Genomic DNA, 24,372 nt, shown 5'->3' on the forward strand with positions numbered 1-24,372 from the left:
TTTATGGAAAAGCTGAAAAATAAGACAATACTTATTTTTCAGCCTCTTTTTGCTCTATTTCATTCAACATTGCTTTTTTCTTCTCATCAGCACTAATATTTAAGGCAAAGCCAACACAAACCGAAAACATAATTAAACTCGATCCGCCTTGACTAATAAAAGGAAACGTAATTCCACTTAAAGGAATGACACCTGTAATGCCTCCCAAATTAATAAAAATGGAAATTAAAAATAACGCGCCGATGCCGATACACATAATAGAATTAAAAGGATCTTTTGAACGAATGCCGATTAATAAAATACGTGCGATCATATAAAATAAAATACCTAAAATGAGAATTGCTATAATTAAGCCTAGTTCTTCTACCACTATAGCAAAAGCATAGTCAGTATGAGCAAATTGTAAAAAACCTTTTTTTTGAATACTGTTTCCTAAGCCTCTGCCAAACAATCCACCATTAAACAAAGCATAGTAACCATGAATCATTTGATAACCATCGCCATACTCGTCGATAAAAGGATTGCGGAATACAGCAAATCTGGAAAGTACATAATCAGGTAAAAAATACTTACCAATCGTATTGACGCCAAATATCGCCAAAATACTTCCGAAAATACCGATCAAGCCTGTATAAAGTGTGTAAACGTAATTAACACCGCTTGCCAGTAGCATGACAATAATAAGTAAAACAATAATAGCTGCGTTTCCGAAGTCTGGATAAAACATCAAAATCAAAGTTGGAATGAACGCAGCAATTAATGAACCCCTGATACTATATAGAAAATGATGCTGAACTTGGCTTTGTTGTTGCGCTAAAATCGTAGCTAAAAACCATATGATAACGATCTTTAAAAATTCCGCCGGTTGAATCGTCCCCATTCCAGGAATCTGTATCCAGCCGTATGCCCCATTTACTGGACTAAATACAAAAGCAACTAATAACAAAACAATAACAGAGAGTAAGGCGACTGCAACCGTCTTTTTATTTTTTAAAACATTTGTTTTCAGTTTATAAATAAAAGCAATCAGAAATAAACTGATAAGCCAAAATGTTAACTGAAAAAGTGCTTGACGGCCAGGATTTTGACCATTTTCTAATAATACATAAGAAGTCGTACTATAGACCATCATCAAGCCAATAACATTCAAAATTAAATAAGGGATCAGGATTCCCCAATCTAAAAAACGTCTTTTTTTTATTTTTTCAGGCAAGTGCTATACCTCCTTGCCATTTTCAATAGCTTTGTTTTTTTCATATATTTCATTGTATAATTGATTTAAATCATGCTCGAGATCACTAAGCAACTGCTGCCCTTCTTCTTCTGAAATAACTCCTAGGCGCACTGAAAAAGATACTTGCCTATACAAACCATACATTTGTGTATCAACAACTTCTTCAAATGCTTTGCACTGAGAAATACAAAATTGGTTTTGCTGATTTTTAATTAACATTTTGATACGATCAGCCTCTTGATAAAGCAAATCTAATGCTAATTCCGGAGAAATAGATTCCATTATATTCCCTCCTATTCTTACGTTTTACTATTATAGCACAAACTTTATCTAAATTGGGCAGTTGGTTCTAGCAATTCATAATAAATTAAATAATTTATTTAAAAGTTTATCAGAAGAAGCATTACAAGGAAATAGAGAATTAGTAAGATTTTACCTACTTATTTCACACTACTCTTTGAGTAGTTCTGAATAAGAACACTGTTTATACAATAAAATGTTCTTATTAAAATTTAGATACATCTTTTTTATGAATTCTTCATAAAAAAACCAGAGCCTCAATAAAAGGCTCTGGAATTTTTTTACTTTTAAGCTTTCTTTTGTTTTTTAGAAGCTTTTGCTCGTTCATTCGTATTTAAGATTTGTTTACGTAACCGAATATTTTCTGGCGTTATTTCACAATATTCATCTTCATTAATGAACTCAATAGATTCTTCTAAAGTCAAGATGCGTGGTTTCTTGATGGTAGAAGTTTGGTCTTTGTTAGCCGAACGAACGTTAGTCATTTGCTTACCCTTGGTAATATTTACAGACAAATCATTTTCCCGTGAATTTTCACCAACAATCATTCCTTCATAGACTTCAGTGTTAGGCTCTACAAAAATCTCGCCACGTTCTTCAAGATTCATAATAGAATAAGCAGTAGCCTTACCCGCATCGATAGAAACTAATGTTCCATGATTTCTACCAGCAAGTTGCGCATTAAGCATTGGCAAATATTGATCAAAAGTATGGTGCATAATGCCATAACCACGTGTCATGGATAAGAATTCATTGTTATAACCAATTAAACCACGTGATGGCACTTGAAAGATCAACCGTACTTGCCCATTTCCGCCGTTGATCATATCTTGCATTTCACCTTTACGCAAGCCCAATGATTCAATAACAGATCCCATGTATTCTTCTGGGGTATCAATTTGCACACTTTCAAATGGTTCGCATTTCACACCATCAATTTCTTGTTCAATAACTTCCGGACGAGAAACTTGAAGTTCATAGCCTTCTCTACGTAAGTTTTCAATCAAGATAGATAAATGAAGTTCACCACGTCCAGAAACCGTCCAAGATTCTGGTGTTAAAGGCTCCACTCGTAATGAAACGTCAGTCTGTAATTCTAGCATTAAACGTTCTTCAAGTTTACGTGCTGTAATATACTTACCTTCTTTACCTGCAAACGGTGAATTATTAACTAAAAATGTCATTTGCAGCGTAGGCTCGTCAATACGTAAAATGGGTAATGCATCTTGGTGATCAGAAGGTGTTACAGTTTCACCAACGAAAATATCTCCCATACCAGCAACTGCTATTAAGTCTCCTGCTTTAGCTTCTTGAATTTCTTGTCTTTGCAAGCCAAAATAGCCGAACAGCTGACTTACACGGAATTTTTTAACAGTGCCATCCAGTTTGATCAAAGCTACCTGATCGCCAACTTTGATTTTCCCGCGAAAGACACGACCAATACCAATACGACCTACATAGTCATTGTAATCTAATAAGGAAACTTGGAATTGTAAAGGTTCATCGCTGTTATCAACAGGTTCTGGAATATGATCAATAATCGTATCAAATATCGGCGCCATTGTTGCTTTTTGCTCACTAGGATCTTCTGAAAGACTTGAAGTACCATTGATAGCCGAAGAATAGATTACCGGAAAATCTAATTGGTCATCATCAGCACCTAATTCGATAAACAATTCTAACACTTGATCTACAACAAACTGTGGTCGAGCTGCCGGTTTATCAATTTTATTAACAACCACAATGGGCGTTACATTTTGATCTAATGCTTTTTTCAAAACGAAACGAGTTTGTGGCATCGTCCCTTCATAAGCATCAACTAGCAAAACCACACCATCAACCATTTTCATAATACGTTCGACCTCACCCCCGAAGTCTGCGTGGCCAGGCGTATCTAAAATATTTATACGTGTATTGCGATATTGTACGGCAGTATTTTTAGATAAGATAGTAATACCACGTTCTTTTTCAAGGTCGTTGCTATCCATAGCTCTTTCTTGTAGGTCTGTTCTTCCTTCTAATGTTTCAGATTGTTTTAATAGTTCATCAACTAATGTTGTTTTTCCGTGGTCAACGTGGGCAATAATTGCTACGTTACGGATTGTATCTCTATATTTCAATATTCATTTGCTCCTTTAAAAACTAACCAGATTATCCATCAAATTAAATGATAATAAAACTTATGTCTACTTTTAGCGCGTATATTTCTCCCGACAAATCATTATATCAAAAAATCTTTCTGAAAACTAGTGAAAACATTTCAAATATGAAATTTTCTTAATAACTAGCTATTTTCAGTTTCACTCTGTTCAACTAGAGCTCTCATTTCTTTATAAGCCGAAGGCGTTCCCGCCATAAAAAGTTCCCTTCCAGCAAATTTTAAAGGATTCCCATTAATATCGGAAACTTCCATGCCTAGTGCTTCTAACATGATACTTCCTGCTGCATAATCCCAAGGCGCTAAACTTGAAACATAAGCATTTCGTTCTCCTTCAATTAAACCGATTAATTCTAAGCCGGCACATCCGGACATCCGGACACCCATGGACCGTTCAGCCATAATTTGCGCATTATAAGCGTTTTTACGATACATACTCGAATTCATGCCTACTAAACCATCTTTTAAAGACAAATCTTTTGGTACTGTTAGATTTTCTTCATTGATGAAAACCCCAATTTCTCTGCCGCCCCATAAAAGATGATCTTGCATGACATTATAAATAAAGCCTAATTTTCCTTTCCCTTCTTCATAGACACCAATCATAATACAAAAATTTTCTTTTTCTAATACAAAATTTAACGTACCATCAATCGGATCAATAACAAAAACACGCCCAGAAAAGTCAGTAAGACGATCACGACCGTCTTCTTCTGCCAAAATCTTGGCTTCTGGGTCAAAATTATTGATTTGTTCGACTAAAAAATCTTGCACTTTTTTATCAACACTAGTAACTAAGTCTTTACGACCTTCTTTTGTATCGATTGTCATGTCATTTTTAGCGATTTCTTCTTTGACCAAATCTGCTGCTTCTTTTATCCAATTTTTTATTTCATTAATCATAATCTGCATCTAATTCATCCTTTCATTTTTAATTTCTTGTCAGGATGCGCTTTGGCTTCTTGGACTGTTTTATATAATGAGTATCCCGATAGTTTTTCAAACGCTCGACCTAATCTTCTTTCTTCCCCTAGACTCTTAACAACTGTTTTAAAACCATTATAAGCTTCGAGGAATTTCTCAGCAGAAATCCCCTTTTCGTAACTATCTTCTAGGGCTTGCCATAAATTCATAACTAAGACCATTTCTTCTGTTGACCATTCCGTATCTAATGGATATTGATAATCTTGCATATTTTCACCTATTTTCTTTTATCTCATAATTCTAGTGTACCAATAACTAAAAAAATGAACAACTCTCATGCAAACAGTTTGTAAGCAATTTTCATAAAATAAATGACCACTTATTAGTACTATAAAATTTATACACTTTACTTTTCGAACGTTTGTTCGTATAATGGTTATAAGATGACAATTTGAACAAACTTGGTTTATCAAGGAGTGAGTAGAGTTGATAACAATAAAAGGTAAAGTAACAAAGATTAAAGTCATTAAACTTAGCACTCGTCCTCTTATACATTTTAAGGTCAATAATATTAGTTGTCTTATCGCTAGTCATTCGTTGAATTTTTTATACGAAGTTAGAGAAGATAATAATATAGTTATTGCTGGCAATTACAACAATAAAAATCAATTTGTGGTGAAAAAATATTGTGTAGTGGATAAAGTGATGAAGATTTAAAATGAAAAAAATAAGCCTTGTTAGACGTTCCCATCTAACAAGGTTTATTAATTTTTACGTATGAATTGGTAGACCAAGTGCTAACTCGGAAGCATCCATTGTAATTTCGCCTAAAGAAGGGTGTGGGTGAATCGTCAATGCAATATCTTCTGCATTCATTCCTGATTCAATAGCTAAGGCTAATTCCGAAACCATGTCAGATGCGCCAACACCACCTATTTGTGCTCCTACAATAACGTCATCTTCAACAGTAGTCACAAGACGAATGAAACCTTCTGTTTTATTCAAAGAAAGCGCTCGACCATTGCCGGCAAATGGGAACTTGTAAGCTTTAGCATCTAGTCCAGCTTCTTTAGCTTCATTAATAGTCATGCCAACAGTTACAATTTCAGGATCCGTAAAAGCAACGGACGGCATGGCTTTATAATCTACAGCAACTTTTTCGCCTGAAATAGCTTCAGCAGCAATTTTTGCTTCATAACTTGCTTTGTGAGCTAAAGCAGCACCTGGGACAACATCGCCAATAGCAAAGATACTTTTAACGTTTGTACGACCCTGGTTATCTACAGGTAATAAACCATGATCTCCAATTTCTACACCGGCTTGTTCTAGACCCATTTCATCTGTATTCGGACGACGACCAACAGTAACCATGACATAATCTGCTGTTACAGATTCTTGCTTCCCATCAGCTTCGTAGTTAACAGTTACACTATCGCCATTATCAATAGCTTCTTTAGCCATTGCACTTGTAATGATATTAACATCCCGCTTTTTGAAGTCATTTTCAACAAGTTTAACCAAATCTTTTTCATAAGTTGGCAAAATTTGTGGTGTTCCTTCAAGAATAGTTACTTCAGAGCCGAGGTTAGCATAAGCACTACCTAATTCAGCGCCAATCACACCGCCACCGATAATAACTAATTTTTCTGGCACTTGTTCTAAAGCCAGACCGCCAGTAGAATCTATGACACGGCCTCCAAATTTAAAACCTGGAATTTCAATAGGACGAGAGCCTGTAGCCACAATAGCATGATTAAATGTATATGTTTGGGCTGAATCAGGGTGAATGACACGTAAACTATTTTCATCAACAAAAAAAGCTTCCCCTTCGATAACATCTACTTTATTTTTCTTAAGAAGCCCTTTTACACCAGAAGTTAATTTATTAACAACTTGATTTTCTTTCCACTCTTGTGTTTTGCTAAAATCTAAAGTAGCATTCTCTGTTTTTATACCAAAAGCTTCAGAATCTTTAGCATCTTGATAGTGATGTCCTGCAGCAATTAGTGCTTTAGAAGGAATACATCCTACATTTAAACAAACACCACCGATGTTTTCTCTTTCAATAATAGCAACTTTTTGGCCTTTTTGGCTGGCACGGATGGCAGCTACATAGCCACCAGGTCCGGAACCAACCACTACTGTATCTAACTCTATGGCAAAATCTCCAACGACCATTTATTTATCATCCTTCCATTAATAGTAACTCTGGATCATTGAGCAAGCGTTTGATATTATTCATTGCTGTTTGTGCAGTAGCTCCATCTACAATACGATGGTCAAAACTCAATGATAACTTCATCATACGACCCACTACAATTTCACCTTCATCATTTACGATAGGTTCTTGTTTGATCGTACCTACACCTAAAATAGCCACTTCAGGATAGTTAATGACTGGAGTAAACCAAGTACCGCCTACAGATCCGATGTTACTAATAGTAACTGAGCCATCGCGCATATCTTGACCTGACAACTTACCTTCGTGGGCAAGACCAGCTTTTTCGTTGATTTCGTCAGCAATAGCAAACATACCTTTGCGATCAGCTTCTTTGATATTTGGCACATACAAACCATGGTCTGTATCTGTTGCAATTCCGATGTTGTAATAATGTTTATATACAATTTCTTGAGACACATCATCGATAGAAGCATTCAAAACAGGGAATTTCTTCACTGTAGCTGTCAATGCTTTAACTACATATGGTAAGAACGTTAATTTTGTGCCATTTTCTTGGGCAACGGATTTAAATCTCTTACGTTGATCCCAAAGTTTTGTTACTTCAACTTCATCATGTAAAGTAACGTGTGGTGCTGTGTCTTTACTATTTCTCATTGATTTTGCAATAGCTTTACGCGTTGCCGTCATTTTTTCTCGTGTTTCTAAGTCAGACAAGCTAGAAGCAAATGGTTTAGCTGGTGCCGCTTTTTCTTCTGGCTGAGCTGCTGCAGCTTTTTCACCAGTTTCTTGAGTTTGAGCTGCTGTTTCTTTAGAACCACCAGAAATGAAGCTTTCAATATCTTCTTTAGTTACACGACCACCTTTCCCAGTTGCGGTAACCTGTGTAATATCAACATCGTTTTCACGTGCAAACTGACGAACAGATGGCATTGCTAATACCCGTTTATTAGGATCAGAAGCTTCAACTACGCCCGTGGAGCCTGTGGTGTCTGTACTTGCTTCTTCTGTTTTTCCACTAGCAGCTGGAGCGCTTGCTTTAGAAGTGTTATGGCCAGGCGCATCAATTTCTACTAATGTATCCCCTACATTCGCCACAGTGCCTTCGTCTACTAAGATATTTTTGATCGTACCTGTAACTGGAGAAGGAATTTCTTCTACTGATTTATCATTTTGAATTTCAAGCAATGTATCGTCTTCATTGATCGTATCGCCTGCTTTAACCATCCACTTAGCGATTTCACCTTCTGCCATTCCTTCACCAATATCTGGTAATTTGAACTCATAAAAGCCTTCTTCACCAGACTCAGCATCTGATGCTGGCGCTGCAGGTGTCTGTTCTTCTTTAGGAGCAGCTGTGTTGTTACTATCTTCATCTTCATAACCTTCTGCGTCAATTTCTACTAATGTATCACCAACGGCTGCAGTTGTTCCTTCATCAGCTAAAATATTTTTAATTGTTCCTGTAACTGGAGAAGGGATTTCTTCTACCGACTTATCATTTTGTACCTCAAGCAATGTATCGTCTTCATTGATCGTATCACCAGGCTTAACCATCCATTTAACAATTTCACCTTCGGCAATCCCTTCACCGATATCTGGTAATTTAAATTGAAATGCCATTTTGATATCTCCTTTATTTAGCGTTCATTTTACAAACAGACATTTTGAAGAGATAAGAGAAAAATAACTTCTTACTCTTATCTCTAAAAAACATCTTCAATTTTTTATTAGAAGTTTACAGTTTCTCTAACTTTTTCTTCAATGTCTTTTGCATTTGGTAACCAATCACCTTCAGCTTGTCCGAATGGATAAATTGTATCCGGTGCTGAAACACGTCCAATTGGAGCTTCTAATGAAAGGATTGCTTTTTCAGCAATTTCAGAAGAAATATTTGCAGCTACACCTGCTTGTTTTTGTGCTTCTTGCACAACCACAACGCGATTCGTTTTTTCAACAGACGCAATGATTGTTTCATAATCAATTGGAGAAACTGTACGTAGATCAATAACTTCTACGCTGATATTTTCTTTTTCCAGATTTTCGGCCGCCTTCAAAGCTTCACGTACCATAGCAGCATAAGTTACGATCGTTACATCGTTTCCTTCTTTGGCAATCCCAGCTTTATCTAGTGGCACTTCATATTCACCATCTGGAACTTCTTCACGGAATGAACGATAAAGTTTCATATGTTCTAAGAAAACAACTGGATCATTACTTCTAATAGAAGAAATAAGTAAACCTTTTGCATCGTAAGGGTTGGAAGGAATAACCAAACGTATACCAGGTGCTTGAGCGATCAATCCTTCTAAGTTATCAGAGTGTAATTCTGGCGTGTGCACACCACCGCCAAATGGTGCGCGCAGTGTAATTGGTAAGTTACGACTAGCTCCCATGCGATAACGCGTACGTGCAATTTGTCCAACAATTTCGTCCATTGCTTCAAATACAAAGCCGAAAAATTGAATTTCAGGCACAGCTCGAAAGTCTTCTAAAGCTAACCCAAAAGATAAACCCATAATACCTGATTCAGCTAATGGTGTATCAAAAACTCGATCTTCGCCGAATTTATCTTGTAAATCAGCAGTAGCACGGAATACGCCACCGTTTTTACCAACGTCTTCACCAAAAACCAAGACATCTTCATCTTTTTCCAATTCAACAGCTAAGGCATCCGTGATTGCTTGAATCATTGTTTTTTGTGCCATGATTATTTCGACTCCTTCGCTTCGTATTGTTTAATTTGTTCTTGAATATTTTGCGGTTGTTCTTCAAACATATTCTTCAAGAAATCAGTTACTTTTTGTTTTGGAATTTTGTCCGCTTCAGCAATCGCATCTTTGATTTCTTGTTTTGCATTTTCCATAACTTCTTCTTCTTTTTCTTCTGACCAAAGGCCTTTATTTTCTAAATAGTTACGGAAACGGATCAATGGATCTTTCTTTTCCCACTCTTCGTCCAAGTCTTTTGAACGGTAACGGGTTGGGTCGTCTCCTGACAATGTATGTGCACCATAACGGTAAGTTACAGCTTCGATCAACACTGGTCCGTTACCATTCGCTGCCCATTCGCGAGCTAATTTTGAAACAGTATATACGGCAAATGGATCCATACCATCTACTTGGATTCCAGGAATTCCTGCTGCAACCGCTTTTTGCGCAAGGGTGCTAGCAGCTGTTTGGTGTTCACGTGGTACAGAAATCGCAAAGCCGTTATTTTGTACAAAAAATACACCATTTGCTTTGTAAGATCCAGCAAAGTTCAATGCTTCATAGAAGTCCCCTTGAGAAGAACCGCCATCACCTGTATAAGTAAATACTACATTCTTTTTTCCACGTTTTTTCAAACCTAGGGCTACACCAGCGGATTGTACATATTGTGCACCAATAATGATTTGTGGTGGTAAAGCATGTAAATCATCACTATATTCATTTCCCACAACGTGTCCACGTGACCATAAGAACGCTTGGTATAGCGGAAGACCATGTTGTATTAATTGGGGTACATCACGATATCCAGGAAGTAAAACATCCTCTTTTTCAAAAGCAAAATGACTTGCCAATTGACTTGCTTCTTGTCCAGCAGTCGGAGCGAAAAATCCTAAACGTCCTTGACGATTCAAAGCAGTTGAGCGTTGGTCTAATACACGTGACCACACCATTCGACTCATCAATTCAACTAAATCTTCATCACTTAAATCAGGTACCAATGATTCATCTACTATGTTTCCATCTTTATCCATAGCTTGGTAAGTTGGAAATAGCGTATCAACTTCATCTAGCAATGCTTGAAAGTCAATCGTCTTCTTCTTTGCCATCTTGTCACACTGTCCTCTCTTTTTATCAATTGTTTCTATGTTATGGCTCATTATAACAGCAAAAAATTCTGTATTACTGTTTTAACCGCCTACAATTATAAAATTATCATTTTTATTACAAAAATACAAGTAAATTATTTATGAAAATTGTATTATTCCTGTTTTATAGCCCTAAAAAAATAAAGTTTTTTAAAAAAAGTAAACGATTTAGGAAACGTTCGCTTTTATAAAATGAGTTCGTGTTTTTTATCACAAAATTAGTACAGTTTAAAAAAATGAAAGAAACAGATGAATAACCCTTATAAGTTTACTTCCTTTATATTGCGTTATCCAAATCACAAATAATAGCTTTCTTAACAAAAGAAACTGTACAAACACAATGATATGCCTGTACAGTTTCTTTTATGATTAGATATGATATCTAACTTAAATTTTTATATCTTGCTATCATTAAAATAGCTATAAATACTATCTAAAATGTATTCACTTGCAAAGCCATCGCCGTATGGGTTTTTTGCCTGTGCCATAGCTGTGTGGATTCGCTGATCATTCAATAAAATCTTCGTTGATCGATAAACTTCTTCTTCCTGAGTTCCTATCAGTTTTAAGGTGCCCGCGTCAATTCCTTCCGGACGTTCAGTGGTATCTCGTAAAACAAGTACCGGCACACCTAAGGAAGGTGCTTCTTCTTGTACTCCCCCAGAATCGCTTAAAACTAAATAACTGTTAGCGATAAAATTGTGAAAATCAATGACTCCGAGAGGTTCAATCAACTGAACGTTTTTTAAATCAGCTAACTTTTCACTAGCAAGTTTACGTACTTGCGGATTTTTATGCATAGGAAAAACAATAGATACATCGGGAAATTCTTGAGCAATTCGCCGTAAAGCAGAAAATACCTGAATCATAGGTGAGCCCAAATTTTCACGACGATGCATAGTAAGCACCAATTGACGTTGCCCTGCTGATGCTAGAGAAGGCGCATTGTAATCTTTTCTTACGGTAAATTTCATCGCATCAATCGCAGTATTTCCAGTAATAACAATCGCTTTTTCAGGATGATTTTCTGCTAGTAAATTTTGTTTACTTTGTTCAGTTGGCGCGAAAAATAAATCAGCTAATACATCGGTCATCTGCCGGTTCGCTTCTTCTGGAAAAGGGGAGTACTTATTCCAAGTTCGCAAGCCTGCTTCGACATGACCGATTCTGACTTGTTGGTAAAAAGCTGCAGTCGCTGCCGCAAAAGTAGTCGTCGTATCTCCATGAACAAGCACTATATCAGGCTGTTCTTTTTGTAAAATCGGCTGTAAATCTAATAAAACTTTTGTTGTGATATCTGTCAACGTTTGACCTTGAGACATAATATCTAAATCATAATCAGCCTTGATATCAAAAATTTGTAATACCTGATCTAGCATATCTCGATGCTGCGCAGTAATTACTGTTTTTGCGGAAAAACGCTCATCTTTTTTTAATGCGTTGACAACCGGCGCCATTTTGATTGCTTCTGGCCGTGTGCCAAATATCGTCATTACTTTAATTGGCATCTCTTTCACCTCAGCATTATTCTACCAAACAAAATAAAAACAAACCATACTAAATTGTATCCCCATTAAATATTGAATTTTTTACAATAGCATAATCTACAGTACGGATAGAATCTAGGTCTTTGCCCCCTGCATAAGAAATAGCCGATTGCAAATCTTGTTGCATTTCGTTTAAAGTATCTTGAAATGATCCTTTGTGCACGACCCAAATCTTTTTACCTTCAACATTTTTCTTCTCACCTTTTTGAAACTCAGAAGCAGAACCAAAATATTCCTTGTAAACTGTCCCATTTTCAACTTTTGTTTCACCAGGCGATTCCTCGTGTCCTGCAAATAAAGAACCGATCATAACCATAGCGGCACCAAAGCGCACGGATTTAGCGATATCCCCATGAGTACGAATACCTCCGTCAGCAATAATCGGTTTTCTAGCTGCTTTTGAACACCAACGTAGCGCAGCTAATTGCCACCCCCCTGTACCAAAACCGGTTTTTAATTTAGTGATACATACTTTTCCTGGACCGATACCAATTTTAGTCGCATCAGCTCCCGCATTTTCTAATTCACGAACAGCTTCTGGCGTTCCTACATTTCCGGCAATAACAAAGGTTTGTGGTAGATTTTTCTTGATATACTGAATCATAGCAATCACTGAATTTGAATGCCCGTGGGCAATATCAATAGTTATATAATCCGGAATAAGATTTTCTTTTGCTAACTCGTCAATAAAAGTATATTCGCCCTCTTTAACGCCGACGCTAATAGAAGTAATGAGATCTTTTTTCTTCATTCTTTTGATAAAGGGAATTCTTGCTTTTTCATCAAAACGATGCATAATATAAAAATAACCATTTTCCGCCAAATGCTGCGAAATAGATTCATCTACAATCGTTTGCATATTTGCTGGAACCACTGGCATTTTAAATGTATGTTTCCCTAAAGTAACACTGGTGTCACATTCTGAGCGGCTGTCGACGATACATTTATTAGGTATTAATTGAATATCCTCATAATCAAACACTTGCATATCAAACATCGATAACATCCTCTCGCTTTATTCGTTATTTTTTATCGAACCTCTAATAACTTAGCGTAAATGAAACTTTTTTGCAATTAAACTTTTACTTTTCTATAAACAAAACAGCCGATTGTTCGTGTTTAACGAACAATCGGCCGCTTTTTTTATGGTAAACCATTGCCAGCTGAGAGATAAAGTTGATACCAATCTTTTCGAGAGAGTTGAATTTCAGATGCTTGTGCGATCTCTTCAATTCTTTTGCTGTTCATTGTTCCTGCAATTATTTGCATATTCGCTGGATGACGTAAAACCCAGGCAGAAGCAAGTCCATTAGGCGTAGTATGATATTTTTCAGCCAACTCAGCTAATTTTTGGTTTAATTCAGGAAAGCGATCATTATTGATAAAAACTTCTTTTACTGAACTAGCTTGATAAGGAGACCATGCCTGAATAGTCATATTTTTTAAACGAGAAAATTCTAAAATTTCCCCGTCACGTTCACTTGCCTGCGTCTCTTTGCGGTTAACATATAGTCCTTCATCGATCATGCCTGTATGCATTAAACCAAATTGTAATTGATTCGCCTCAAGAGGTTGCTTGACTGTCTTTTGCAACAACTTAATCTGCATAGGATTATGATTACTTACACCAAAATGCCGGACTTTGCCTTGTGTTGCTAACTCGTCAAAAGCGGCGGCAACTTCTTCAGGTTCCATTAATGTATCAGGACGGTGCAAAAGTAGAGCGTCTAGGTAGTCAGTTTGCAGACGTTTTAAACTTCCATTGACTGCTTGTATAATGTGTTCTTTAGAAAAATCATACATTTCTCCTGGCACAATACCGCACTTTGATTGAATAAATAAATCTTCTCGCTTAATCGATGTCTTAGCCAAACTATTAGCAAACACTTGCTCACATTCGCCGCTACCGTAAATATCCGCATGGTCAAAAAACGTTATGCCATGCTCTACCGCTGTTTGCAGCACTTTTTCTGGTTCTGTTGCAGAATTCATCCGCATACAGCCTAATATTACACTAGGGACTTCAATGCCAGTTGATCCAAATTTCAGCTGTTTCATGGTCGTTTCCTCCTTTAGTTATCTAAACCTACCCGTTTAAAAATCTCATCCACATTTTTTAAATGATAACGATAATCAAAAGCCTCATCTAAGTCTTCTTGAGATAACACATTCCTAATATCGGCATCTTTTTCTAATAAAGAACGAAAATCGGTTTGCTCGTCCCATGCTTGTGCTGTTTTTGGTTGGATTAAGTCATAAGCTTCTTCACGAGTCATGCCATGATCAATTAATTTTAACAATACATGTTGACTGTAAATCAGCCCATAGGTTGCCCCCATGTTTTTTTTCATATTTTCTGGTAATACAGTAAGGTTTTCCAAAATGTTCGTAAACCGTGTCAACATATAGTCAAGTAAGATCGTTGTATCAGGTAAGATCACTCTTTCCGCTGAAGAATGAGAGATATCACGTTCATGCCATAAAGTAACATCTTCATAAGCAGTGATCACATGACCACGAATAACGCGAGCTAAACCAGCCATATTCTCAGAACCGATGGGGTTTCTTTTATGCGGCATAGCTGAAGAGCCCTTTTGCCCTTTGGAGAAAAATTCTTCAACTTCACGTGTTTCCGATTTTTGCAGACCTCGAATTTCTGTGCCGAATTTTTCAATACTGGTCGCAACTAGCGCCATACTTGCAATATATTCAGCATGCAAATCTCGTGGCAAAACTTGAGTAGAAATATCTTGTGCACGCAAGCCTAACTTCTCGCACACATATTGTTCAACAAATGGTGGTGTATTCGCAAATGTCCCTACAGCACCGCTTATTTTACCAGCTTCTACCCCACTAGCAGCATGTTCAAAACGTTCAATGTGACGTTTTACTTCTGCATACCATAAGGCAAGTTTCAAGCCAAAAGTCGTAGGTTCGGCATGAACACCATGCGTCCGCCCCATCATAACTGTATATTTATATTCTTTAGCCTTTGCAGCAATTACCTCAGCGAATTTTTTTAAATCTTGACGCAAGATTTCATTGGCTTGTTTCATTAAATAACCATAAGCTGTATCAACAACATCAGTAGAAGTAAGTCCATAGTGTATCCATTTACTTTCTTGACCTAAAGATTCAGAAACCGCTCTTGTAAAACTTACCACGTCATGTTTCGTTTGTGCTTCAATTTCTTGAATTCGAGTTATATCAAAAGAAGCCTTGTCCTTGATATTTTTCATATCTTCTTGCGGAATTTCTCCTAATTCCGTCCAAGCCTCGTCTGCTAGAATTTCAACAGCAAGCCATGCATTATAGCGATTCTCATCTGACCAAATCTTTCCCATCTCTTTACGAGTATAACGATCTAACATATTTTTCTCCTTTTACTTACAAATTCGTCGCAGCAATTTCGTTTAAAATCGCCTCAGGTGTTGCAGTTGGGATAGTAATATGTCCCATTTTGCGATTATTTACCGTTCTTTTTTTACCGTAATAATAAAAATTCCAATTCGTTTTTTCTAAAATTAATTTTAGACTGGTATTTAAAGCCTCACCTAAAATATTTACTGTCACAGCCTTACTAAATAACTGAATATCGCCTAAAGGCCAACCGCAAATGCCACGAATATGTGCGTCAAATTGGCTTATGTTACAAACATCAACGGAATAATTTCCAATGCTATGAGGGCGCGGCGTTAACTTGGTAGTATAGATACTTCCAGAGGCTGTTAAAACCATTTCAATAGCTAAAACGCCACGCAGATTTAAAGCCTCTCCTATTTGTACGCCAATACGTTTTACCTCTTCTGCGACTTCTTTTTCTACATCAGCAGAAGCAATTGTTTCAAATAAAACGCTGTCTCGATAAATAGTTTCGACTACTGGAAAGGACGAACATTCAAAGCCGTTTCCAGCAATTAGAACAGATAATTCTTTTTTTACAGGAATTAAAGCTTCTAATACACACGTTCCTTCTCTAAGCAAATTCATAGAAGGAGCTAAATCAGACATATCCTTTAAGATATACTGTTGGTCTGTATCACGTGTCGTTTTTAGTACACAAGGAAAGCCAATACTATCAATGGCTTCTTGAATATCAGTGGGGCTAATAATTGTTTCATAGGGCGGGATAACAATATTATTTGTTTCTAAAAATGATTTTTCCATCAAACGATCTTGCGTGATCGCCAGTAAATCAGTTCCCTGTGGGACGTTGACAGAATCAATGATAGCATTTAGGCCATCCACGCTGATTTTACTTGTTTCATAAGTGATAAGATCACTTCGTTTAGCTAGTTCTTCCAAGGCAAGGACATCATCGCAATCAGCAACAATATGCCAATTTGCTAGCTGAGCAGCTGGACAATCACCTACAGGATCCAATACCCCTACATGAAAACCCATATTTTTCGCGCTAATAGCCATCATTTTTCCAAGTTGTCCTCCGCCGACAATACCAATTGTTCCACCTGGCATCAAAGGTCTGACCAAGTTGATCCCTACTTTCCATTATTGTTTCATATCTACTTTTAAATGATACCTTGAAAATCACCGAGTCGCAAGTAGTCACTAAATAGTTAAATGAAAAATTTTATTAAAAATAAAAATGTTTAGACATTTTAAATTGAAATCGTTTAACTTTTCATTTAAAAAGAAATAACCAACTAAACAGGCTTTTTGTTTAGTTGGTTAGATAACTTCGCAACTTCTATGCATCTGCTTCTTTGAATGAAACTTTCCCGTCATCTAGTGAATCAATACGAGCTAGGGAAACAACAGGTACACCCATATCTTCTAGTAATTGCCTACCCATTTGGAAGCTTTTTTCAATCACGATACCTATGCCTTCTACTTCTGCCCCTGCTTGTTGGCACAACTCGATCAATCCTTTAGCCGCTTGACCATTAGCTAAAAAATCATCTACGATCAAGACATGATCTTGTTCGTTTAAAAATTTTCGTGAAATAGAAATCGTACTAGCTAGCTGTTTAGTAAAAGAATAAACTGAACTAGTGAGCAATTCTTCATCCATTGTTAAGCTTTTAGCTTTCCGAGCAAAAATCATTGGCACGTTTAAACTTTGTGCCGCATATATTGCAGGAGCAATACCTGATGCTTCAATGGTTACCACCTTAGTAATTTTCTTATCAGCAAAAACTTCTGCTAATCTAGCACCAATTTTTTCCATTAATTCAGGATCTACTTGATGGGTGATAAATCGATCGACTTTTAATACACCCTCAGACAAAACATTACCATCATTTTGTATACGGCGAACCAATTCTTCCATTTCTACTCTCCTTTTTCAATTAAAAAAAGCACCTTTTTTGAACAAAGTCAAAAAAGTGTGCAGTTAGACACATTTTTGACTTATAGTCCGATATTTACGGTATCGGGTAGAGACAGCCGTCCAATTACGGCTATATATAAGTATATAGTACTTATAAATATTATGCCTTGATACAAGATAAATTACAAGCTATTGCAAAAATATTTTCTGAAAAAACTAAAAAAGTAACAAAACTACTATTTCTAGTATAAAATAAACGACAAGTATTTGTGTTTTAATCAAATACTTATCGTTTATTTTGTAATATTTAACTCATAAGACGTTTTTTTATGATTTACCTACGTCAGAGGCTTCTTTACTTTTTGTAAAACTTTTAATTGGCCATTGATCGTTTATAAATTGGCTGTTTGGTGAAAGTGCCGATTTTTGTTTCAAACCTGTACGCCAGAATAACCAAAGAATTCCTAGCGTCAAAACAACACCTAAAGTATAAGATAATGGCGTGAGTCCCATCTGTAAGCCAATCGGTTCGCTAAGGATATAGACGATACAAGCATACAGCATTAAAGCCCCAGGAATAAAGGTAACGAAATAATTTCTTTCTTTCAAAAAGAGATAACGAGTAGAAACCAATAATGAGATCACCGCAGTTACCTGGTTAGCCCAGTTAAAATAGCGCCAAAGGATATTAAAATCAATTTGTGTAAGCACAAATGAAATGGCGAATAAAGGAACAGCAACCATTAAAATCTTTTTGATCTTATCTTGTTTCATGCCAATATAATCCGCCAAAATTGTTCGGCAACTTCTAAATGCTGATAAACCAGAAGAGATCGGAAGAACAATGACACCAATAATCGCAATTGTTCCTACAACATTCCCAAGCAAGTTAATAGAAACTTCATTTACAACAGCAGAAGGTGTACCTGCATTGATCATACCGTTTAATGTTTGCCCATCAAACAACGTCATCGAAGCTGCTGCCCAAATCATCGCGATGACACCTTCGCCTATCATCATACCGTAGAAAGTAAAGCGTCCTTCTTTTTCCCCTTCAGTCGTACGTGAAACCATAGGTGCTTGTGTAGCATGGAAGCCAGACAGAGCCCCACAAGAAATCGTGAAGAAAAGTGCTGGAAAAATAGCTGTTCCTTCAGGATGAAAATTATTCATTGTTTGCATGCTTAGATTGGGAATACTGTAACCACTAAATAATAAACTTACACCTATAGCAGCAGTACTGATAATTAAGATTGCCCCAAAAATAGGGAAAACTTTCCCAAGTGCTTTATCAATTGGTAATACTGTAGAAATTAAATAATAAACAAAAATAAGGGCCGTGATAATGCCAACCGTCATCCAGCTTGGTGTGATATCCGCCATCAAATTCGCAGGTGAAGATACAAAAACTGTAGCTACAAGTAGTAAAAGTAACATTGAAAAGATATTGACCACATGTTTTACAGGACTTCCTAAATATTTACTTGCCAATTCCGGTAAATGAGCCCCGTTGTTTCTTAGTGAAATCATACCAAGCATGTAGTCATGAACACCACCAGCAAATATACAACCTAAAACAATCCATAAATAAGCAACCGGACCATAAAGTGCGCCCATAATCGGACCAAAGATAGGACCTGTACCTGCAATATTTAATAATTCAATGATGGCGTTTTTAGATTTTGACATAGGAACAAAATCATAACCATCGCGTAACGCTTTAGCTGGTGTCACGCGATCAGGTTTGATTTGAAAGTTTTTTTCTATATAAGCACCATAGAAAACATAGCCAAGAATTAATAACCCTATTCCACCTAATAATGTTATCATTTGTTCGCCCCCCTCTATTTCTTGAGTTAAGTATAAAAGATGAAAAGATATATAAATCGTTTTCATAACGAAATGACAAAAAAGCAGGCCAACTTACACACCTGCTTTACTCAGATACATATATAAGTATTTTTGCGAAATTTTTCACAACCCTAATCTTTCTCTGAAACTTTTGATATAGGACCGACTCACAGGAATTTTCAATTGGTCTGTGATGGTTAGCTGATAAGTATGATTAAACCAAGGTTGAATCTCATGAATAGCAGCAATTTTAACGATAAAAGAACGATGGACTCGCATAAAAGTTTCTTCATCTAACCTCTGTTGCCAATAAGTTAAAGATGATTGGGTATGATAAGTTTTGACCTTGGTATAAATCTTTGTTATACCTTTTGATGCTTCCAGAGTCAAAATATCAGCCACCTTTACCATAATAATCCGATCTCCATCCTGAATAGGTATATTCTGTTTTGCTTGACTTTGTTCTTTTGTTTCAAAGGACAAATGCTGCGATTGATTACTTTGGCGGACACGATCTACTGCTTCTTGTACTCTTTCTAATTCAAAGGGTTTTAAGATATAATCTCTTGCGTTTTTTTCAAAAGCTTCAATAGCATATTCATCATAAGCTGTAGCAAAAACAATAAATGGTGGATGAGGCATTTGTTTTATTTTATCTGCTAAATCTAAACCAGATTCGTTCGTTAATTGAATATCGAGAAAAGCCAAATCAATAGTTGTAGTCAACAAAATTTCTAAGGCTTCTTGTACTGTGCTTGCTTCCATAATAGAAGCAACGCCTTCACACTGCTTTAACAAATATTTTAACTCATTACGAGCTAAAGCTTCATCATCTACTAATAAAACGTACATTCAATCACTCTCTTTTTTCATAGGTATTAGACAAGATACAAGTGTCCCTTCTTGATTGGAGTCAAATGTAAGGCAGGATTTTTCTCCAAATAAACTTACAAGTCGCCGGTTTAAATTTTCTAAAGCAGAGCCTGTCCCTTTTTGAGAAGGAACCACTTCTTTACCTAGTTGTTGAACAATACCATCTGATAAACCCGCGCCATTATCTTGTACTTGAATATTTGCATCATCTTCTTTTTTAGATACATTAATCCAAACATGATTATCCGTTTTTCTTGAACGAAACGCATGCTTAAAAGCGTTTTCTACTAAGATTTGCACGATAAATGGTGGCACAGCAATTTTCTCCAAACCTTCCTCGATTTCAAGATGGACGGTATAACGATCTGGAAAACGTGCTTGTTCTAAAAGTTGATAAGATTTTACCTGCTCGAGCTCTTTTTCCAAAGGAATAAGATTCTTACGTGCTCCTTGCAAATTTGAGCGGAAAAACTGACTCAGCTGTATCAATAGTTTTCTTGCTTTTTCACTATCCACGCGAATCAGTGCTGATATGGTATTGATTGCATTAAAAAAGAAATGCGGGTTTACTTGTGCCTGCAAAGATTTTATTTCCGCATCTTGTAAAAGTCTTGCTTGAACCTCTGCTTCTCCTAATTCGATTTGACTAGAAAAAATATTGCCCAAACCTTCAGCTAATTGACGCTCAACAAATGTTAGTTCTTCAGCGTCTGTGAAATACAGCTTCAACGTCCCCACAATTCCTTTTGCAGTTTTCAAAGGGATGACAATTGCCGCTTCAAGTAAACAACCAGGGACATCACAACCAATTTCTTCATGAGAATGTGCTTCTTTAATTTCTCCTGTGTGCAAAGCATCATGAGACAAGTCTGTACTTATTTCATGAGAAGGAAGATGATGATCACTTCCTACACCTACATGAGCAAGAATTTGTTCTTTATCGGTAATACTGACCGCAGAAACTTTCATAAATTTCTTTATAATTTCTGCCGCTTTTTTACAAGATCGTTCATCTAAACCAGAACGAAAATAAGGAAGCGTAGCATTAGCTAGCTCCAACACATCGTGAGTTTGAATTGCTCTTGCTTGTAACTCTTGTCTTTGTGCCGTATGAATAATAGACAGAAAAACCGCCACACCGAAACTGTTGATTAATGTCATTGGCAAAATAATAAAGCGAACGAGTTGCCAAGCATCAGTAAATGAACTGCTAAATAAAAGAATACAAGCCATCTGAATCATTTCTACGCCTGCTCCCATTAGTGCACCTTTTGCGGGTAGCGGAAAGCTTTCTTTTTTAATAAATTTTTGTCCATACAAACCAGCTGCTAGGCCGATAAACAAAGAAGAAAAAACATAGACTTGCGGATCGATCCCTCCCTGATAGAAACGTACAATACCTGAAATAGCACCTACTGCAATACCTACGATTGGACCACCAGTTATTCCGGAGATGCCAATTGTGAGTGTTCTAGTATTAACTGAAGAAGCTTGCTCGGATAATTTTGCTAATAAAATGTTTGAAGAAACTTCTCCATTCTGTATTTCAATACCACTAAAATTAGAAATAATCGCGAATAAGCCAAAAATCAAAATAAGTAGCGCTTGCGTGGACCCCTTCTTGCGATTGGTTAATTTTTGTTTGAAAGACGGCATATTTAATAATAAATATGCGATCAGTATAATAAGACCGACACGTTCAAAAAGCAAAATAAATAAGGAAAACATTTTTACCTCCTATTCACTTTCTTTATTACATTAATTATAGTGCTTCAACCTACTTGCGTCTATATGCCCTCAACTTTTTCTTACTAACTATTAAAAGGGCTTTAGTTTTAAAAGCTAAGCTCATGAAAACAATGATCTGTTGAGACTATTTACATTTAAAAATCAACTTTTAACAAGCTTAATTAGCTTTCATTTAAAATGCAGGTCGCAACCGTAATCTGATTTTATATTAAACTTAAAGTTACACAAATAGATACCTTTTTGACTAAACAAAAAGGTATCTATTTTCATCATGTTTTGGCTCAATATAACCTTTTATATTTTTCCAGTTCTTGTTGTCGATATAGATCCATCTTTTTACTGAATAATTCCCCATTAGAAGGTGGTGTATAAGTAATCGCATTAGCTCCGGCTTGAATAGTAGCTCGAATGCTTTCATCTGTTGGACCGCCAGTAGCCATAATCGGCAATTCTGGATAGAGTTTACGAAAATAAGCGACAACTTCTGGCGTGTCCCTTCCAGCACTGATATTAATAATTTTTACACCACTTTCCAGCTTTTCTTCTATCAAAGAATAAGCGCTAGTCACAGTACAGACAACTGGAATATCGACAATTTTACAAACCTCTTCTACCGTATCGACTGGCGTGGGACCATTCAGCACCACACCTATAGAACCTTGTGCTTCTGCAAAAAGACTCATATAATTGGCTCTGATACCTTGTGTTAATCCGCCACCAACACCTGAAAAAACAGGGATATCAGCTGCCTCAATAATACTTTTGGTAATCGCTGGGTGGGGTGTAAAAGGATAAACCGCAATTACAGCATTAGCATTTGTATTACGAATAATCGCAATATCTGTTGTATAAATAATTGACCGAATTTTCTTACCAAAAACAATGATCCCGCTTGCCTCTTGAATCGCTTCAGGTACTTTAACGATATCTTTTCTCAATTCAGTAGTGATATTAGGGATAAATTGATCGCTCATTTTAAACCAACTCCTCTAGTCATATTGGTCTAACTGATAATTTTCAATCACTTCTATTACTTTATCAGCATAACCAGGATCTGTCGCATAACCATCTTCTTGCAATGCTTCAGCGGCTTCTTGATGACTTTGTGCTGTTAATACATCTTCATATTTTTGCGGATTCCAATCAACACCGTTTACAAATAGCATCGTATGATCATCCATAGAATCTTCCCAAGAATGATATACACGAAAATCTCCTTCGATAGTGATCCATTGCTCATTTACATACTCTTTTGTTTCAAGATTCACCTTGTCTTGATTTCCATAGGCCTTGATACCAAACAAATTATTATACTCATGAGCTAGTTGACTGCGTCCCCAGTTAGATTCCAATGCTGCTTGGCTGATAATAATACTAGGGAGAATACCATATCCTTCTTGTAATTCTTCTGCATGTGGGCGTAGACGGTCAATAAACTCCTGTTTTGTCATATCCTCATCTTCCTGATGAACAAGCGGGCTATGATTGTTCACAGGGTCTGATAAACTCATCAAGGAAAAGACAAAACCTACTAAAATCAAGAGAAAACCCACAATTATCGCGGGCATTTTAAGTTGATTTTTCTTCTTTCTTGCCATACACAACCTACTTTTCATTTAATTGATCAAGATATTCTTCCAACGTCAGCTCGTGTTCTTCTATATATTTGGCGTTCTTTTTACCGACATAACGAAAATGCCAGGGTTCATAACTAATCTTAGTGATTTCTTCTTTGCCTTTAGGGTAACGTAAAATAAATCCATAGTCACTTGCATGATCAGCTAACCATTTAGCGCTATCTTCTTTACCAAAGTCAGCAGACAAAACCTCATCCGAATAAGATTGTTGCCAATTTTCATCTACAATGTCCAAAGCAAGACCCGTGTGATGCTCACTATGTTTAGGTTCAGTAGAAGTTTCTTTTGTTTTATCTTCTGCTTCTTTTTCATCCATTCCTTGGCTTTCAAACTGAGCAACACGTCTATCAAAAACTTGTTTTTGATAATCTATCGAACGATAAGCTGAAATAATAACCAAAGGATAACCTGCTTTTTGTGCGGCTTCGCTAAACTCTTGATAAGGTTCTATCACTCGTTTATCTAATTGCATGTTTGTATTTGGAATATCTGCAATTTTATCAGCGGAGATGTCTTTTTCTAAAGCATCATCTGGACCCACTAAAGTAAGTGACCAATCGTCAACTGAGGAATCAGGCAAGTCATCATTTTCACTATTTTGTGTTTGACCTTCATCAGTTTTACTAGTTGAATCTTTTGCAACAGCTTCTTGTCCACCAGGTTCTTCAAATGGTTTTGTTACAAAGCGATTAATACCATAGATTAAAAAAACACCAACAATACTCAATATAATTATTTTTAAATAACGCTTCAAAAAAATTAGACACCTCCTTA

At 36.5% G+C, this 24,372-nt stretch carries 22 protein-coding genes and 1 riboswitch; of the genes, 1 reads left to right on the plus strand and 21 read right to left on the minus strand.

The window, feature by feature from the left end:
- Positions 1-31: 31 nt before the first annotated feature.
- The 5 genes from AC806_RS05765 to AC806_RS05785 all read right to left on the minus strand — a co-directional run bounded on the left by AC806_RS05765 (position 32) and on the right by AC806_RS05785 (position 4,885).
- Complete coding sequence (locus AC806_RS05765) at positions 32-1,213, minus strand: FtsW/RodA/SpoVE family cell cycle protein (protein WP_014124897.1); 1,182 nt, start codon at positions 1,211-1,213, stop codon at positions 32-34.
- A gap of 3 nt (positions 1,214-1,216) precedes the next feature.
- Complete coding sequence (locus AC806_RS05770) at positions 1,217-1,516, minus strand: Fpa/YlaN family protein (RefSeq protein WP_014124898.1); 300 nt, start codon at positions 1,514-1,516, stop codon at positions 1,217-1,219.
- 305 nt (positions 1,517-1,821) lie between these two features.
- Positions 1,822-3,654 carry a translational GTPase TypA gene (gene typA, locus AC806_RS05775; RefSeq protein ID WP_014124899.1) on the minus strand — a complete coding sequence of 611 codons (1,833 nt, stop codon included), beginning with the start codon at positions 3,652-3,654 and terminating at the stop codon, positions 1,822-1,824.
- 164 nt (positions 3,655-3,818) lie between these two features.
- Positions 3,819-4,604 carry an inositol monophosphatase family protein gene (locus tag AC806_RS05780; RefSeq protein ID WP_069028967.1) on the minus strand — a complete coding sequence of 262 codons (786 nt, stop codon included), beginning with the start codon at positions 4,602-4,604 and terminating at the stop codon, positions 3,819-3,821.
- A gap of 5 nt (positions 4,605-4,609) precedes the next feature.
- Entirely contained in the window at positions 4,610-4,885 is a 276-nt protein-coding gene (locus AC806_RS05785; protein WP_014124901.1) for a UPF0223 family protein, read from the minus strand.
- A gap of 217 nt (positions 4,886-5,102) precedes the next feature.
- Between AC806_RS05785 and AC806_RS05790 the strand changes: the two genes are divergently transcribed.
- Positions 5,103-5,333, plus strand: coding sequence for a hypothetical protein (locus tag AC806_RS05790; RefSeq protein WP_041591825.1), 231 nt, complete (start codon positions 5,103-5,105; stop codon positions 5,331-5,333).
- 54 nt (positions 5,334-5,387) lie between these two features.
- On the opposite strand, the gene lpdA is transcribed toward AC806_RS05790, so the two are convergent.
- The 16 genes from lpdA to AC806_RS05870 form a co-directional block, all read right to left on the minus strand.
- Positions 5,388-6,794, minus strand: coding sequence for a dihydrolipoyl dehydrogenase (lpdA, locus tag AC806_RS05795; protein ID WP_014124902.1), 1,407 nt, complete (start codon positions 6,792-6,794; stop codon positions 5,388-5,390).
- 7 nt (positions 6,795-6,801) lie between these two features.
- The gene (locus AC806_RS05800) at positions 6,802-8,418 is read right to left on the minus strand and encodes a dihydrolipoyllysine-residue acetyltransferase (protein ID WP_014124903.1); all 1,617 of its coding nucleotides are present in this window, start codon (positions 8,416-8,418) and stop codon (positions 6,802-6,804) included.
- A 107-nt stretch (positions 8,419-8,525) separates the two neighbouring features.
- Complete coding sequence (locus AC806_RS05805) at positions 8,526-9,503, minus strand: alpha-ketoacid dehydrogenase subunit beta (RefSeq protein WP_014124904.1); 978 nt, start codon at positions 9,501-9,503, stop codon at positions 8,526-8,528.
- A 2-nt stretch (positions 9,504-9,505) separates the two neighbouring features.
- A complete protein-coding gene (gene pdhA, locus AC806_RS05810; protein ID WP_061840471.1) occupies positions 9,506-10,612 on the minus strand; it encodes a pyruvate dehydrogenase (acetyl-transferring) E1 component subunit alpha in 1,107 nt (368 codons plus the stop codon).
- Positions 10,613-11,046: 434 nt separating this feature from the next.
- A complete protein-coding gene (wecB, locus tag AC806_RS05815; protein WP_014124906.1) occupies positions 11,047-12,159 on the minus strand; it encodes a non-hydrolyzing UDP-N-acetylglucosamine 2-epimerase in 1,113 nt (370 codons plus the stop codon).
- Between the two features lie 49 nt (positions 12,160-12,208).
- The gene (guaC, locus tag AC806_RS05820) at positions 12,209-13,186 is read right to left on the minus strand and encodes a GMP reductase (RefSeq protein WP_014124907.1); all 978 of its coding nucleotides are present in this window, start codon (positions 13,184-13,186) and stop codon (positions 12,209-12,211) included.
- 155 nt (positions 13,187-13,341) lie between these two features.
- Complete coding sequence (locus AC806_RS05825; protein ID WP_014124908.1) at positions 13,342-14,256, minus strand: aldo/keto reductase; 915 nt, start codon at positions 14,254-14,256, stop codon at positions 13,342-13,344.
- 14 nt (positions 14,257-14,270) lie between these two features.
- A complete protein-coding gene (gene purB / locus AC806_RS05830; RefSeq protein ID WP_061840473.1) occupies positions 14,271-15,569 on the minus strand; it encodes an adenylosuccinate lyase in 1,299 nt (432 codons plus the stop codon).
- A 16-nt stretch (positions 15,570-15,585) separates the two neighbouring features.
- Entirely contained in the window at positions 15,586-16,674 is a 1,089-nt protein-coding gene (gene purK, locus AC806_RS05835; protein ID WP_014124910.1) for a 5-(carboxyamino)imidazole ribonucleotide synthase, read from the minus strand.
- Positions 16,675-16,906: 232 nt separating this feature from the next.
- Positions 16,907-17,488: a xanthine phosphoribosyltransferase gene (locus AC806_RS05840; protein ID WP_014124911.1), complete on the minus strand. Its 582-nt coding sequence runs from the start codon at positions 17,486-17,488 to the stop codon at positions 16,907-16,909.
- A 63-nt stretch (positions 17,489-17,551) separates the two neighbouring features.
- Positions 17,552-17,648: riboswitch (purine riboswitch) on the minus strand.
- 167 nt (positions 17,649-17,815) lie between these two features.
- Positions 17,816-19,318 (minus strand): carbon starvation CstA family protein, encoded by a 1,503-nt coding sequence (locus tag AC806_RS05845; RefSeq protein ID WP_061840474.1) that lies wholly within the window; start codon positions 19,316-19,318, stop codon positions 17,816-17,818.
- Between the two features lie 144 nt (positions 19,319-19,462).
- Positions 19,463-20,191 (minus strand): LytTR family transcriptional regulator DNA-binding domain-containing protein, encoded by a 729-nt coding sequence (locus tag AC806_RS05850; protein ID WP_061840475.1) that lies wholly within the window; start codon positions 20,189-20,191, stop codon positions 19,463-19,465.
- Complete coding sequence (locus AC806_RS05855) at positions 20,192-21,940, minus strand: sensor histidine kinase (protein WP_061840477.1); 1,749 nt, start codon at positions 21,938-21,940, stop codon at positions 20,192-20,194. It lies immediately after the preceding gene.
- A 302-nt stretch (positions 21,941-22,242) separates the two neighbouring features.
- A complete protein-coding gene (locus tag AC806_RS05860; protein ID WP_061840485.1) occupies positions 22,243-22,935 on the minus strand; it encodes a beta/alpha barrel domain-containing protein in 693 nt (230 codons plus the stop codon).
- A 15-nt stretch (positions 22,936-22,950) separates the two neighbouring features.
- Positions 22,951-23,559, minus strand: coding sequence for a glycoside hydrolase family 73 protein (locus AC806_RS05865; protein WP_061840487.1), 609 nt, complete (start codon positions 23,557-23,559; stop codon positions 22,951-22,953).
- 7 nt (positions 23,560-23,566) lie between these two features.
- Positions 23,567-24,352: a M15 family metallopeptidase gene (locus AC806_RS05870; protein ID WP_014124917.1), complete on the minus strand. Its 786-nt coding sequence runs from the start codon at positions 24,350-24,352 to the stop codon at positions 23,567-23,569.
- Positions 24,353-24,372: the final 20 nt, after the last annotated feature.

Origin of the sequence: Tetragenococcus halophilus (genome assembly GCF_001712815.1) — a bacterium.
Taxonomy (GTDB): domain Bacteria; phylum Bacillota; class Bacilli; order Lactobacillales; family Enterococcaceae; genus Tetragenococcus; species Tetragenococcus halophilus.

Bases quoted from the DNA above. Each gene is read 5' to 3' on its own strand.
- purB (WP_061840473.1), bottom strand. From the start codon at position 15,569: ATGTTAGATCGTTATACTCGTAAAGAGATGGGAAAGATTTGGTCAGAT.
- AC806_RS05780 (WP_069028967.1), bottom strand. From the start codon at position 4,604: ATGCAGATTATGATTAATGAAATAAAAAATTGGATAAAAGAAGCAGCA.
- AC806_RS05825 (WP_014124908.1), bottom strand. From the start codon at position 14,256: ATGAAACAGCTGAAATTTGGATCAACTGGCATTGAAGTCCCTAGTGTA.
- guaC (WP_014124907.1), bottom strand. From the start codon at position 13,186: ATGCAAGTGTTTGATTATGAGGATATTCAATTAATACCTAATAAATGT.
- AC806_RS05845 (WP_061840474.1), bottom strand. From the start codon at position 19,318: ATGATAACATTATTAGGTGGAATAGGGTTATTAATTCTTGGCTATGTT.
- AC806_RS05860 (WP_061840485.1), bottom strand. From the start codon at position 22,935: ATGAGCGATCAATTTATCCCTAATATCACTACTGAATTGAGAAAAGAT.
- wecB (WP_014124906.1), bottom strand. From the start codon at position 12,159: ATGCCAATTAAAGTAATGACGATATTTGGCACACGGCCAGAAGCAATC.
- AC806_RS05800 (WP_014124903.1), bottom strand. From the start codon at position 8,418: ATGGCATTTCAATTTAAATTACCAGATATCGGTGAAGGGATTGCCGAA.
- AC806_RS05805 (WP_014124904.1), bottom strand. From the start codon at position 9,503: ATGGCACAAAAAACAATGATTCAAGCAATCACGGATGCCTTAGCTGTT.
- pdhA (WP_061840471.1), bottom strand. From the start codon at position 10,612: ATGGCAAAGAAGAAGACGATTGACTTTCAAGCATTGCTAGATGAAGTT.
- lpdA (WP_014124902.1), bottom strand. From the start codon at position 6,794: ATGGTCGTTGGAGATTTTGCCATAGAGTTAGATACAGTAGTGGTTGGT.
- purK (WP_014124910.1), bottom strand. From the start codon at position 16,674: ATGCCAGGTGGAACAATTGGTATTGTCGGCGGAGGACAACTTGGAAAA.
- AC806_RS05770 (WP_014124898.1), bottom strand. From the start codon at position 1,516: ATGGAATCTATTTCTCCGGAATTAGCATTAGATTTGCTTTATCAAGAG.
- AC806_RS05785 (WP_014124901.1), bottom strand. From the start codon at position 4,885: ATGCAAGATTATCAATATCCATTAGATACGGAATGGTCAACAGAAGAA.
- AC806_RS05865 (WP_061840487.1), bottom strand. From the start codon at position 23,559: ATGGCAAGAAAGAAGAAAAATCAACTTAAAATGCCCGCGATAATTGTG.
- AC806_RS05840 (WP_014124911.1), bottom strand. From the start codon at position 17,488: ATGGAAGAATTGGTTCGCCGTATACAAAATGATGGTAATGTTTTGTCT.
- AC806_RS05855 (WP_061840477.1), bottom strand. From the start codon at position 21,940: ATGTTTTCCTTATTTATTTTGCTTTTTGAACGTGTCGGTCTTATTATA.
- AC806_RS05850 (WP_061840475.1), bottom strand. From the start codon at position 20,191: ATGTACGTTTTATTAGTAGATGATGAAGCTTTAGCTCGTAATGAGTTA.